Genomic DNA, 13,471 nt, shown 5'->3' on the forward strand with positions numbered 1-13,471 from the left:
TCGTCATTGTCGTGAATTCAAAAAAGCACTGCAGTAAAGGCGATTCCTGCAAAATCGACTGATACAGATGCGTCTCGTCGCGACACTTTTTGCATCAAGGCGCGAGCATGTTGTGAAGTCGCCGATGTCGCTGCTTCGCGCGCTCTCTCATCGCCGTGTCAACACTTCCTTAAGCGGGACGCTGTTTTTTTGAACGTGTTGGTGTATTCGGAATGGAGTGCATCTCGATTCCCGAATGCACGCAGCAGACTAAAGCCATCTCACACATTGGAGGGCAACATGGCCAAGAAAGCTAAGAAGGCGAAGAAGGCGAAGAGCGCAGTGAAGAAGACTGCGAAGAAGACCCGCAAGGTCGCCAAGAAGAAGTAACTTCGCTTCTTTGAGAATTGCCGGCGGCTTGATGCCGGCACGTCACACGAGCCCCGGATGAAAGTCTGAAGGCTCTGTCGACGAAAGAGGGTGTCGGCGAGACATCAGGTCAACGGTCGGATCGCACTTCAAAAAGATCCGGCAGAAGAAACGAGTTTCTTCGTTCGGTGCGGGTATCCTTAACTATCCGCAATTTCACCGGGCCAAGGCCCGACATGAAATCTGGTCCTGACGTGTTCGCCGACGCCCTCGTTCCCTCGGGGCGTATTCTTCCCCCGGAACGACCCGCTTCCGAAACCGATCGTTTCGATGGCCGCGCCTCCGGGCATCTGGCCCACAATCCTTCCCAACCCCGACATCTCCAGCCCAACCATCAGGGACCTGCATCATCGCGGGCCCGTGCGGCGCTTCTAGCTGCCTCGTTCGTTGAATCCGCGGCCGGGTCAGGCGTATGCTTGCCGCATGCCGAGGTCCGTCGAGAAGACCCTTGCTCGCTCGCGGTAACGCTAAGGCTTGTCCGCAGGCATCGCGGCATCAAGCAGGCGCATGCGGCCGAACTGCTCGGCGTAACCCAGTCGACCGTCAGCCGCATCGAGCATGGTGAGTTGAAGCCGGCGGGCGCCTTGCGAACCCGGCTGCTCGATCTCGTCTCCGCCCGCATCCATCCGGCGCGCGACGCGGCGCTTCGTCGTCTTGTCGAAGGCTCCGCGAGCCCCGTCCATCTCGTCTGCGATCTCACCCATCGGCTGCTGGCCGCTTCCGGTCCTCGCGAGCGCGAGTGGCGGCGCGCTGCCAGCGAGTTACGCGGCCAGCCGCTGTGGCGGTATGCGAGCGATGAAATCCGATCCGCCGAGGCACGATTGCCGGAGCTTGGCTGGGGCGAACGCGACGGGACCCACGCGCTGACATTCGTGACAGACGCTAACGGCCTCGACGAACTGCGTATCGTACCCGGTGCGCAGATCTGGGAACGCATCCTGCTGTCCGACGGCTCGCCGGCGCGGCTCGTCACAAGCCCGGCCGACGGCCTGCCGGTCTAGCTTGGTGCGCGCATATCTTATGCGTGGCGGCCGCCGGCGGGCTCCTTCAAGCTGGCGGCATGACCTGGAAACACGTCGTCACGCCCCTCGACTCGCTACAGCTTGCCGAACCGCTCGCCTCGCAGCTTCGCTTCCTGCTCGAGGCCGACAGGCTCAAGTCCGTCGTTCGTGGCAGCCGCATTGCCGACGGCGCGCGCCGCGAGAATGCCGCCGAGCATAGTTGGCATATCGCGCTCTTCGCGCTCGTGCTGGCGCCTCACGCGGTGGAGCGGATTGATCTGCTTCGCGTGATATCGATGCTCCTGATTCACGATGTCGTCGAAATCGACTGTGGCGATACGCTGCTGTACGACGCGGTCGGAACCGCCACGCAGGCGGCGCGTGAGACGGTCGCCGCCCGCCGGCTGTTCGCTTTGCTGCCGACGGAGCAGGCCGCTGAAATGCTCGCGCTATGGCAGGAGTTCGAGGCCGCAGCGACGGCGGATGCGCGGTTCGCCAAATCGGTCGATCGCCTGCAGCCCGTCCTGCTGAACCACGCGGTCGGCGGCGGTACCTGGACCGATTATGATGTGGACGAGGCGCGCGAGCGCGCGTTGACCTGCCGTATTGCCGAAGGTGCGCCGACGCTCTGGAGCGCGGCGGAGGCGGTCATCAAGGACGCGGTCGATCGAGGCTGGCTCAAACCGGCGCCGGGAACCTGAGCGGGTAAGCACGGTCCGCTCAAGGGTTCGGAGCGAAGTACGACACACACCGGTAATGGTTATCGTTGTGCGAAACCGCAGGGTAAACCGGTCTTCACGATTTCCGACTTCTGCTTGTGCCGCAGGCACTTCTGCGATTCTGCGCTCGACCGGGCGGGATGCGCATTTACACCCCGTTCATCGCGAACCTTAAACTGCCCTTCAAATTTGATCGGCCATGATCGCCTCAACAACAGACCGGCAAACGGCGTTGGAGATGACAAGCAGATAGTGGACGGGGGCCGCGCTCGGGGGAGGGCGGCAACGATAAAAAGGGGACCTACAGATGTTTCAGGGGCAGATCGATCTCGACACGGCCATTCCGGTGGAAGCGACGGCGGTTTCCGACGTGCTGTTCGAGCGCGGCCTTTACTGGGCGAGCGGCCGTTCGGGCGTCGTGAATCTGGTCGCGGCCCACAAATGGTTCAATCTCGCCGCGCTGAAGGGGCGCACTGACGCGATCGCGATGCGCCGAGAGGTCGCCGCGATGATGTCGGAAGCCGAGATCGCCGCTGCGCAGCGCGAAGCGCGCGCCTGGATGACGGCGCATTGATCATTGCCGGTTTGACAATACCAGGCGTGTGATCTTGGAAATACCGGCCGGGCGCGTCATCGCTTGCACGGCCAATAAAACGCACGAGACGTGGGATCGCGCCACGGCGTCTCAATCCTGTTCGACAGTCAGGAAGCAACCCGTCCGCCGGGCAGGCTACCTATGTATCCGGGATGGACAATTTGGGGGATGGCGGAGCCGGAGGGATTCGAACCCTCGATAGGCCTTTACAAGCCTATAACGGTTTAGCAAACCGCCGCCTTCAGCCACTCGGCCACAGCTCCATAGGCGCGGATATGCCTGACGCGAGGGCCAGCCGCAAGCGGCAGATGAAGATTACGACAAGGCTATTTAGAGGCGCGGGCATTTTCCGCCGGTAGCCGCTCCGTCCTAGGCTTTCTCCGCCAGGGCATCGGCGCTCGATGCCGGTTATCCAATTCCGAGACACACTGGATTCCGCCATTTTGGTCCGATTTCGCCCCCTGATTGGGCATCCCTAGACTTGGCGGCTCTAATCGGACGCAATGCTCGCTTGCAAGTTGGGTACTGCCGCACCTCGCGGAACCCCTGCTGCACCGGTCCAGTTTCGAACACTCTCACTCTATAATGGGTGCGAGATTGCTGCAGTGCTGGGAACTCGCCGGGGGCGCTCGAAATAATTTAATATAAACAATGCTTTGATCGGGTTTCAGGCGAAGGCGTGCATTATTTGTGCGAAGGCGGCCACCGCGCTTTCGGCCATGGCGAATTCGGGCCGGCCCGGCCTTGCCTGAAAACCGCTATTCGACGCTGGCGCCGCGGTGCAGGTCGGCTTCGATCTGGAGCTTGGAGCCGCCGCCGAAGCGTGCGCGATAGACCTGCAGATTCTCCATGATCCGCTGCACGTAGTTGCGCGTCTCGGAGAAGGGGATCAATTCGACCCAATCGACGGCATCGACTTTGGGATCGCGCGGGTCGCCATAACGCTCGATCCATTTCTTCACGCTGCCGCGGCCGGCATTGTAGCCGGCGAAGGTGAGGATGTAGGAGCCACGGTAGTCCTCGAGCAGGCCGCCGAGCTCGGCGGCGCCCAGCATGGCGTTGTAGACCGAATCGGTCTTCATCCGCTGAAGGTCGAAGCTGACGCCGGCGCGTTTGCAGACATAGCGGCCGGCATCCGGCGTCACCTGCATCAGCCCGTAGGCCTGGGCCGGCGAGATCACGGCCGGATTGAACGCGCTTTCCTGTCGCGCGATCGAGTAGACGACGCTCGGCTCGACCTCGGGGCCGATCTGCTTGAATGACGGAATACCGGTGACCGGATAGGCGTAGTGGTCGAACGGCAGGCCGCGGTTGAGCGCGGCCTTGCCGAGCAGCAGCATGCCGCGGGCATCATGGTGGCGCGCGGCAAGCTCGCCGAGCCCGGCCAGCGCTTCCGGATCGCCGTTCTCGCCCATGTCGCTGAAGATCGGGATCGCAAGCTCGCGCTCGTCGAGCTCGTAGAGCAACTGCACAGCGCGGACGATCTCCAGCCGGTCGGCGCCGCGGGTCCGCGGCACGCCGTTCAGCTCGAGCTGCGGCAGGCCAAGCTTGGCGCGCGCGAGCTGGCCGTAATAGCTGGTCGACTGTTCAGCCGCCCGGCCATATGCTGCGCGGGCTTCCTGGCTGCGGCCAGCCGCCTCCGCCGCGCGGCCCTGCCAATAGCCGGCGCGCGCCAGCGCGGTTGGATTGGCGCTGCCGACGCCGATACGGGCGAAATGCTGGGCGGCGAGCGCCGGGTCCTTCAGGAAGCGCAGCGCGATCCAGCCCGCGGTGAATTCCGCCTCCGTCTTGTAGATGTCGCGCGTCGGCAGCGCGGCATCCCGCGCGATGAGGTAGGCGTTGCGATGCTCGCCAACGTCGATCATCTTGCGCGCCAACAGCCGCCGCTCGATCCACCATTCGTTGAGATTGTGCAGGCGGTTCGGATCTTTCGGCGCACTCAGCATGAGCTGGGCGGCCTCGGTGAACTTCTCCTCGCGGCGAAGCAGCTGGATCCTGGCGAAGAGATAGCCGGTTTCGCCGTGCAATTCGTGCGGCACCGCCTCAAGCAGGGCGCGGAGGTTGGAGGCCTTCTTGTTGGCCGCAATGCGCGCCTTGGCGAGCGCGACATGGCCGGAGCCGAGCCGTTTCGCGGCGCGCATGCCGCCGGCTTCCTGCTCGGTGCCATACAGCAGAGATTCCATTCGTGCCTTGTGGTCGCCCGCGGTCAGCAGCGCACCGAATGTGTCGAGCACGGCGCTCTCGGTGTCTTCCGACATGCCGTCGTGACGCCAGGCCTCGCGGACCAATCGCTCGGCGTTGGCGCGATCGCCGCGCGCGATCATCGCCTTGGCCAGCGCGAACTTGCCTTTTGCCGAGATCGGCGAATCGTTTTCGAACCACGACCACACCGCGCCATCCTCGCGGCGGTCGTCCCACAGCGCGGCCTCGATGCGCCGGCGCAGGAAGATCTGCGACGGCCAGCTCGGATTGGCGGAGACGAACGCCCGGTAGCGTTCCACCGAGGCATTGTTGTTGTCGCTGCGCAGGATCAGCCATTCCGCGAGCTTGCGGGCGACCGGGTCCGAAATGGTCGCCTGCACCTGCGTGGCGTCGCCGGCCTTCTGCTTGCGCAGGAGCTCGATGACGTTTTCCAGCGCGTCCTTGTCGGCCTGCGAGGTCGACGTCGTCGCCGCGACCGCGGCTGGCGCTATATGCTTGCGCGGCGGCGGCAAGGCAGCGTGCTGGCGCGTGGCAGGCGCCAGCACCGGCGGCGCGGGCGTCGGTGCTGCGGTCGGGGCACGGGCCGCCGTCGCGGTGTGAGCGGGCGGCGCGTTGCCGGGGCTAGTGGATTTGGGAACGACGTTGCGCGCGATCGGTCGCGGCTTGGGCAGTGGAACCTTTGGCTTGGCCCAGGCTTCCAGAGGGAAGGCGGTCAACCCAACCGCCAGCGCGACGCTGGTGGCCAACGCGGTCGATCGCAATGCGGCGGCGCGGACGGGAAGGGTCACGGCTTTCCTCTGCGGCAGCGAATCATTCAATCGACCCGGCCATAGGTCTATTCGACCGAATATGTGGACAAAATGCTAAAAACGTCGCGGCCGTCCTGTTTGCGCCATCACCGCGGCAAAATCGCGGCTACTGGCCCCCAAAGCGGAAGGCGATCTGGGCCGGAGCCGAGAAAAGGCGTCGAAACAAAGCGCTAGCGCCCTGCGGCACGGCCCCTTTCGCCCGCTCGTCAGACCCGATATGAATTGAAATCCAGTTTCGGCCGTGCCGTTTCTTAAGCGTTTGGAGGAAGTCCATGGCAGCCAAGACAAAGTTCCGGGGATCGCTCACCGCCTTGGTCACGCCATTCAAAAACGGCTCGCTCGACGAGGCCGCTTTCCGGGGTCTGATAAGCTGGCAGATCGAGCAGGGGTCCCACGGCCTCGTTCCCGTGGGGACCACCGGCGAAAGCCCGACGCTGAGCCATGCCGAGCATCATCGGGTCGTCGAGATGTGCATCGATGAGGCGAAAGGCCGCGTGCCTGTCATCGCCGGCGCGGGCTCGAACTCGACGCGCGAAGCCGTCGACCTTGCTGTTCACGCCGAGAAGGCCGGTGCCGATGCCGTCCTGGTGGTGACGCCCTACTACAACAAGCCGACCCAGGAAGGCATGTATCAGCATTTCAAGGCGGTGAATGACGCGATCGGGATCCCGATCATCATCTACAACATCCCCCCGCGCTCCGTCGTCGATATGTCGGTCGAGACCATGACTCGGCTGTTCGAGTTGAAGAACATCGCCGGCGTCAAGGACGCCACCGCCAATCTTGCCCGGGTGTCGCAGCAGCGCCATGCGATGGGGCCGGATTTCATCCAGCTGTCCGGCGAGGACATGACCGCGCTGGCCTATATGGCGGCAGGAGGACATGGTTGCATCTCGGTGGTCGCCAATGTGGCGCCGAAGCTGTGCGCCGACCTGATGTCAGCCGTCATGAAGGGTGATTTCGCTACCGGCCTGAAGATCCAGGATCGCCTGACGCCGCTGCATGATGCCGTCTTCAAGGAGCCCGGCCTTGCGGGAGCCAAGCACGGCCTCAAGCTGCTGGGGCGGATCGATGACGAAGTGCGTCTGCCGTTGATGAACGTGACGCCGCCAACCGGCAAGGTGATCCGCGACGCCATGGTGCATGCCGGCCTGATCAATTAGGGGCTGCACGGTCTTCGCCCCAGGGACGAAGAGGGGGAGCCAACATGCTGAAGGAATTCCGCGAATTCGCGATGAAGGGCAACGTCGTCGACCTCGCGGTCGGCGTCATCATCGGCGCGGCTTTCGGCGCCATCGTGAATTCGCTGGTTGGTGATGTGATCATGCCGATCATCGGTGCGATCACCGGTGGTCTTGATTTCTCCAACTACTTCACGCCACTCGCGAAGACGGTGACCGCCAACAATCTGGCGGATGCCAAAAAGCAAGGCGCGGTGCTCGCGTGGGGCAATTTTCTCACGCTGACGCTGAATTTCCTCATTATCGCGTTCGTGCTGTTCATCGTGATCCGTGCCATGAATCAGTTCAAGCGCAAGGAAGAGACCGCTCCCGCGGCGCCCAAATTGACCAAGCAGGAAGAACTGCTGACCGAGATCCGCGATCTCCTCAAGAAGAGCTAATAAAGAAGAGCTAACGTGGCGGAAAAGAACGAGCGCCCGATCAAGGTCGTCGCCGAAAACCGCAAGGCGCGGTTCAATTACGCGATCGACGACACCATTGAGGCCGGCATTGCACTGACCGGTACCGAGGTGAAGTCGATCCGTAACGGCAAGACCACCATTGCGGAATCCTATGCGGATTCCAAGAACGGCGAGATCTGGCTGATCAACGCCAATATCCCGGAATACCTGCAGGCCAACCGCTTCAACCATGAGCCGAAGCGCCCGCGCAAACTGCTGCTGCACCGCAAGCAGATCAACAAGCTGATGGGCGCGGTCGACCGCGAAGGCATGACGCTGATCCCGCTAAAACTCTATTTCAACGAGCGCGGCCGGGCCAAGCTGTTGCTGGCGATCGCCAAGGGCAAGAAGCTGCACGACAAGCGCGAGAGCGAAAAGAAACGCGACTGGGGCCGCGAAAAAGGCCGCCTGATGCGGGCGCGGGGATAGGGAGCGTAGGATGGGTAGAGCACAGCGAAACCCATCGAATCCTTGCGGGGAGGGATGATGGGTTTCGCTTCGCTCTACCCATCCTACAGCACGTGGGTTTGACGAGGCAGAAGATGAACCAGAAAAACCTGTTCGAAGTCGACTGGAGCAAGATCCCTGCGCCGGAAGATGACGGCGGCGCGGCGCATCTCTTCGGCATGGCGATCCCGCCGGTGACGCTGCTGGCCACCGACGATAGTGCCGTGACGCTATCCGAGCTACCCGGCCGGACCGTGGTGTTCGCCTATCCGCGCACAGGAGAGCCCGGCAAGATCAGTCTGGTCGATGATTGGGACATGATCCCCGGCGCGCGCGGCTGCACGCCGCAAACCTGCTCGTTCCGTGACCTCTTTGCCGAACTGAAAGCCGCCGGCGCCAGGCAGGTGTTCGGCCTCTCGACGCAGGATAATGCCTATCAGACCGAGATGGCTTCACGGCTGCATCTACCGTTCCCGGTGCTGTCGGACGCCAAGCTCGAGCTGACGGTTGCGCTGAGCCTGCCGACCATGGAAGTCGCCGGGCTGACGCTGATCAAGCGGCTCGCGCTGATCATCGATGACGGCCGCATCCGCCACGTGTTCTACCCGGTATTCCCACCCGATCGTAACGCCGCCGACGTGCTGGCGTGGTTGAGGGAAAATCCCGCTTAAACGCTCGCTCTCAAACCCTCATGGTGAGGAGGCGCGGAGCGCCGTCTCGAACCATGCGGCCCCCCTGGTGCCATTCATCCTTCGAGACGCGGCAAACGCCGCTCCTCAAGATGTGGTCTGGCAGAGGTGGGTTAGGCGAGAGCGGGCGGGCAGCGGCGCAAACGCCAATTTCGTTTCACGAATCCAGATCCTTGCGCACCTTCGCAAATACCTCGCGAAACATCTTTGGCGTCAGCACGCCGGTGTTCGTGTTGTAGCGCGAGCAGTGATAACTGTCGTAGAGCCTGAAATTATCCGTCTTGTGTACGGCACCGTGCGAAAACGGAGCGGCAGCAGCGCGCAGGCCAAGCGCCTTCAGCGTCGTATCATGCGCAATGCGGCCGAGCAGAACGATCGCGCGCAGCTTTGGCATGGTCGCAATCGTCGTCGCCAGGAATTGCCGGCAGGTGTTGATCTCGATTGGCAGCGGCTTGTTCTGCGGCGGCACGCAGCGCACGGCATTGCTGATCCGGCAATCGACCAGCTTCAGCCCATCATCCGGTCGCGCCTGGTAGGTGCCCTCGGCAAAGCCGTATTCGAGCAAGGTCGCGTACAGGAGGTCGCCGGCATAGTCGCCGGTGAAGGGACGTCCGGTCCGGTTGGCGCCCTGCAGGCCCGGCGCCAGGCCGACGATCAACAATCGAGCGGTTGCGTTGCCGAACGAAGAGACCGGGGCGTTGTGCCAGGTCGGCTCCTTGGCGCGCGCCTCGGCGCGGAATTCGGCGAGCCGCGGGCAAAGCGGGCAGTCGTGATCGGGTTCAGCTTCGGCAGGGACGGGCAGGCTGGTCATGGATCCAAAGTGCTTTCGAAAGGCAGCCTGCCGCGGATCGGAGCGGGACGAACACCGGCTTGCGCCGGCGATGCACCCCAAAACAAAAAGCCCCGGTTCTGCATTCAATCAGAACCGAGGCTCTAGCAGCGTAATGGCCTATTCTCAATCGTCGAAATCGTCGTCGGCGGCGCCGCGCGGCGCCACGGTGGTGGCACGCTGCAGGAATTGCGGGGAGTGATGGCGCGGCTCGCGCGGGGCGGGGCGTTCGGAGGGGTCGCGGCCGAGCTTGGACTGCAGTTCAACGAGATCGGTGAAGACGTCGGCCTGGCGACGCAACTCGTCGGCGATCATCGGCGGCTGGCTTGAAATGGTCGACACCACCGTAACGCGAACGCCGCGGCGCTGTACCGCTTCGACCAGCGAACGGAAATCGCCGTCGCCGGAGAATAGCACGATCTGGTCGACATGCTCGGCGAGTTCCATGGCATCGACGGCGAGTTCGATATCCATGTTGCCCTTCACCTTGCGGCGGCCGGAAGCGTCGATGAATTCCTTGGTCGCCTTGGTGACGACGGTGTAGCCGTTGTAGTCCAGCCAATCGATCAGCGGGCGGATCGAGGAGTATTCCTGATCCTCAATGATCGCCGTGTAGTAGAATGCACGCAATAGCGTTCCGCGGCTCTGAAATTCCTTGAGCAGGCGCTTGTAATCGATGTCGAAACCGAGCGTCTTGGCCGTTGCGTAGAGGTTGGCGCCATCAATGAAGAGCGCAATCTTGTTGGAAGCTGGTGACATCAAATGGTTCTCACGTTGTGGTTCGCTTTTCTAGCGCAGCGGCTAACGACCGCGCGCACTTTCCGGTTCTGTTGCCTAAAGTTCGGTGAATCGTGCCCCACGACAGTCACCACTGCAATTATGGTGAGGCGAGGGCGAAAAACCTATACTTTTGACAGTGCAATGAAGAGATTTACTTGCCCTGTACGGCAACCTCGCCGCGTCTGGACGCTCCGGCCCGTCTGGCCCCTGACTGGGGTATCAGAGCCCCTTGGGAACGCAAATCACAAATTTGGTCTTGCGAAACCGCCCTTGCCACTATAACTAGCGGCCATATCTGACATATTTGGCCCCATTAACGGAGCGACAGTCTATGGCGCGCGTCACCGTGGAAGATTGCATTGATAAGGTCGACAACCGGTTCGACCTGGTGTTGCTGGCGGCACATCGCGCCCGTATGATCTCGTCCGGGTCACAACTCACGGTTGACCGGGACAACGACAAGAATCCGGTCGTTTCGCTGCGGGAAATCGCCGATTCCACGATTTCGCCGGAAGACCTGCGCGAGGAACTGGTTCACTCGCTGCAGAAGTTCGTCGAGGTCGACGAGCCAGAGCCCGATACCGTGCCTCTGATCGGCTCGGCCGGTGCCAGCGTCGACGCTGACGACACCGAGGTCGCGGTCGAACGCATGACCGAGGAAGAGCTCCTCAAGGGTCTCGAAGGCTTGGCGCCGCCGGAAGAGCAGCCCGAGGAAGATGAATAAGTACGGACCGGTTCCGGACCTTTCTGAACTGCCGATCTGCCCAAGGGCCCGGACATCCGTCCGGGCCTTTGCTTTTGTTGACATTTTGGTGGTTACAATGCGTCCTTGTGCGGCGCGGCCGAAATCGGCGGACTTAGCCGGCGGGTAGGGCCTTCGATGGCCGCAGGCCCAAGCGAAATTGAACCGTTTGGCGGCCCAAGCGGCGTGCAACGCCGTTCGAAAACGCATTAGATACGCCTATGGCGGGACCCGGTTCGGGTTTGGTGGAAGAAGGCAGTGAAGTGATGGCGTACTGGCGCCGCAGCTCCCGGCAGATGCAGGCCGCAACCGGCGGGGTCGCGGTCGCGCCGAGCTCGCCCGTGGCGGAGAAGCCGAAATCGCCGCGTTCGCGCATGATGCGGCAATACGACCTGGTCGAACGCGTCCGCTCCTACAACCCCGATACGAACGAAGACCTGCTCAACCGCGCCTATGTCTACGCCATGAAGGCGCACGGCACGCAGACGCGCGCCTCCGGCGATCCCTATTTTTCTCATCCGCTCGAGGTCGCGGCGATCCTGACCAACCTCAAGCTGGACGACGCCACCATCGTCGCCGCTCTGCTGCATGATACGATCGAGGATACCGAGGCGACGCGCGCCGAGATCGACAACATCTTCGGCCACGAGATCGGCGCGCTGGTGGAGGGGCTCACCAAGCTGAAGCGGCTGGAGCTGGTCTCGCGCGAGGCCAAGCAGGCCGAGAACCTGCGCAAGCTGCTGCTGGCGATCGCCGACGACGTCCGCGTGCTCTTGATCAAGCTTGCCGACCGCCTGCACAACATGCGCACGCTGGAATTCGTGCCGCACGCCTCGCGGCGCCGCATCGCCGAGGAGACCCTCGATATTTATGCGCCGCTCGCCGGCCGCATGGGTATGCATGAGATGCGCGAGGAATTGGAGGATCTGTCCTTCCACGTGCTCGACCCCGAAGCCTATGCGGTGGTGAAGCAGCGGCTCGACGCGCTCGCCGAGCGCAACCGCAACCTGATCGGCGAGATCGAAAGCCAGCTGTCCAAGAACCTGCAGAACAACGGAATCGCCGCGCGCGTCTATGGCCGCCGCAAGCAGCCGTTTTCGATCTGGACCAAGATGGAGCGCAAATCGGTCGGCTTCGAGCAATTGTCCGACATCTACGGCTTTCGCATCATCCTGACCGACGTCGAGGCCTGCTATCGCGCGCTCGGCGTCGTGCACACCACCTGGCCGGTGGTGCCGGGGCGTTTCAAGGACTACATCTCGACGCCGAAGCAGAACGACTACCGCTCGCTCCATACCACCGTGATCGGTCCCGGCAATCAGCGCGTCGAGCTGCAGATCCGCACCGAGGAGATGAACCAGATCGCCGAGTTCGGCATCGCCGCGCACGCCTTCTACAAGGAAGGCATGGGCTCGCCGACCGAGCGGCTCAAGCACGAATCCAACGCCTTCGCCTGGCTCCGTCACACCGTCGGCATCCTCTCCGAAAGCGCCAATCCGGAGGAGTTTCTCGAGCACACCAAGCTGGAGCTGTTCCACGACCAGGTGTTCTGCTTCACCCCGAAGGGCAAGCTGATCGCGCTGCCGCGCCAGGCCAATGTGATCGACTTCGCCTATGCCGTGCATACCGACGTCGGCAATTCGGCCGTCGGCTGCAAGATCAACGGCAAGTTCGCGCCGCTGTCGTCGGAGCTGCAGAACGGCGACGAGGTCGAAGTTTTGACCTCTAAGGCGCAGTCGGCGCCGCCGTCGGCCTGGGAATCACTGGCGGTCACCGGCAAGGCCCGCGCCGCGATCCGGCGTGCCACCCGCACCGCGGTGCGCGACCAATATGCCGGCCTCGGCCGCCGCATCATCGATCGCCTGTTTGCCCGCGCCAAGATCGAATATGCCGACGACAAGCTGACGGGTGCGCTGCCGCGGCTGGCGCGCGCCTCGATCGAGGACGTGATGGCCTCCGTCGGGCGCGGCGAACTGAAGGCTTCCGATGTCGCGCGCGCGATGTATCCGGACTACAAGGAAGAGCGGCTGGTGAAGTACGGGGCCGCCAAGAAGAGCCTCGCGGTGAAATTGAAGCTGAAGTCGGAGCCGCCGCATCCGGCGCGCGCTGCCTCGGTCATCCCGGTGCGCGGCATCAATTCCGATCTGCCGGTGAAGTTTGCACCGAACGGCGGCGCCGTGCCGGGCGACCGCATCGTCGGCATCGTCACGCCGGGCGAGGGGATCACGATCTATCCGATCCAGTCGCCGGCGCTGAAGGATTTCGAGGAGGAGCCGGAACGCTGGCTCGACGTGCGCTGGGATATCGACGAGACCATGCCGCAGCGTTTCCCGGCGCGCATCCTGGTCCACAATGTCAACGAGCCCGGCAGCCTCGCCCAGGTCGCCACCGTGATCGCCGAACATGATGGCAATATCGACAATATCAGCATGTCGCGCCGCTCGCCCGATTTCACCGAGCTGACCATCGATCTCGAGGTCTATGACCTCAAGCATCTCAGCGCAATTATCGCGCAATTGCGCGCCAAGGCCGTCGTCGCCAAGGTCGAGCGGGTCAATGGGTAGCCGTT

Annotated in this window: 12 protein-coding genes and 1 tRNA gene; 9 read left to right on the plus strand and 4 right to left on the minus strand. The window is 62.9% G+C overall.

From position 1 onward, the window contains the following. The first annotated feature begins 824 nt into the window (after nt 1-824). The 3 genes from QA643_RS17960 to QA643_RS17970 all read left to right on the plus strand — a co-directional run bounded on the left by QA643_RS17960 (nt 825) and on the right by QA643_RS17970 (nt 2,702). A complete protein-coding gene (locus QA643_RS17960; RefSeq protein WP_283034413.1) occupies nt 825-1,409 on the plus strand; it encodes a helix-turn-helix transcriptional regulator in 585 nt (194 codons plus the stop codon). 23 nt (nt 1,410-1,432) lie between these two features. Then, entirely contained in the window at nt 1,433-2,110 is a 678-nt protein-coding gene (locus tag QA643_RS17965) for an HD domain-containing protein (RefSeq protein ID WP_283034414.1), read from the plus strand. A 325-nt stretch (nt 2,111-2,435) separates the two neighbouring features. Next, a complete protein-coding gene (locus QA643_RS17970) occupies nt 2,436-2,702 on the plus strand; it encodes a hypothetical protein (RefSeq protein ID WP_283034415.1) in 267 nt (88 codons plus the stop codon). 190 nt (nt 2,703-2,892) lie between these two features. Here the strand turns inward: QA643_RS17970 and QA643_RS17975 are convergent. Next, a tRNA-Ser gene (locus QA643_RS17975) sits at nt 2,893-2,986 on the minus strand. 495 nt (nt 2,987-3,481) lie between these two features. Beyond that, nucleotides 3,482-5,713, minus strand: coding sequence for a lytic transglycosylase domain-containing protein (locus tag QA643_RS17980; protein ID WP_283034416.1), 2,232 nt, complete (start codon nt 5,711-5,713; stop codon nt 3,482-3,484). A 293-nt stretch (nt 5,714-6,006) separates the two neighbouring features. Here QA643_RS17980 and dapA point away from each other — a divergent pair, with 293 nt between their 5' ends. The 4 genes from dapA to QA643_RS18000 all read left to right on the plus strand — a co-directional run bounded on the left by dapA (nt 6,007) and on the right by QA643_RS18000 (nt 8,533). Then, a complete protein-coding gene (dapA, locus tag QA643_RS17985) occupies nt 6,007-6,897 on the plus strand; it encodes a 4-hydroxy-tetrahydrodipicolinate synthase (RefSeq protein WP_283034417.1) in 891 nt (296 codons plus the stop codon). Between the two features lie 44 nt (nt 6,898-6,941). Next, nucleotides 6,942-7,355 (plus strand): large conductance mechanosensitive channel protein MscL, encoded by a 414-nt coding sequence (mscL, locus tag QA643_RS17990; RefSeq protein ID WP_283034418.1) that lies wholly within the window; start codon nt 6,942-6,944, stop codon nt 7,353-7,355. Between the two features lie 15 nt (nt 7,356-7,370). Beyond that, nucleotides 7,371-7,844, plus strand: a complete 474-nt coding sequence (gene smpB, locus QA643_RS17995; RefSeq protein WP_283034419.1) for an SsrA-binding protein SmpB — start codon at nt 7,371-7,373, stop codon at nt 7,842-7,844. A 113-nt stretch (nt 7,845-7,957) separates the two neighbouring features. Continuing rightward, complete coding sequence (locus QA643_RS18000; protein ID WP_283034420.1) at nt 7,958-8,533, plus strand: peroxiredoxin; 576 nt, start codon at nt 7,958-7,960, stop codon at nt 8,531-8,533. 175 nt (nt 8,534-8,708) lie between these two features. Here the strand turns inward: QA643_RS18000 and QA643_RS18005 are convergent, their stop codons facing one another. After that, nucleotides 8,709-9,362: a uracil-DNA glycosylase gene (locus QA643_RS18005; RefSeq protein ID WP_283034421.1), complete on the minus strand. Its 654-nt coding sequence runs from the start codon at nt 9,360-9,362 to the stop codon at nt 8,709-8,711. 144 nt (nt 9,363-9,506) lie between these two features. Continuing rightward, the gene (locus QA643_RS18010) at nt 9,507-10,139 is read right to left on the minus strand and encodes an NYN domain-containing protein (protein ID WP_283034422.1); all 633 of its coding nucleotides are present in this window, start codon (nt 10,137-10,139) and stop codon (nt 9,507-9,509) included. Between the two features lie 352 nt (nt 10,140-10,491). Between QA643_RS18010 and rpoZ the strand changes: the two genes are divergently transcribed. Together rpoZ and QA643_RS18020 are read left to right on the plus strand one after the other, a co-directional pair. After that, nucleotides 10,492-10,884 (plus strand): DNA-directed RNA polymerase subunit omega, encoded by a 393-nt coding sequence (gene rpoZ, locus QA643_RS18015; protein ID WP_024512695.1) that lies wholly within the window; start codon nt 10,492-10,494, stop codon nt 10,882-10,884. A 284-nt stretch (nt 10,885-11,168) separates the two neighbouring features. Then, nucleotides 11,169-13,466 (plus strand): bifunctional (p)ppGpp synthetase/guanosine-3',5'-bis(diphosphate) 3'-pyrophosphohydrolase, encoded by a 2,298-nt coding sequence (locus tag QA643_RS18020; RefSeq protein WP_283034843.1) that lies wholly within the window; start codon nt 11,169-11,171, stop codon nt 13,464-13,466. The last annotated feature ends 5 nt before the right edge of the window (nt 13,467-13,471 follow it).

Origin of the sequence: Bradyrhizobium sp. CB3481, assembly GCF_029714305.1 — a bacterium.
Lineage (GTDB): Bacteria > Pseudomonadota > Alphaproteobacteria > Rhizobiales > Xanthobacteraceae > Bradyrhizobium.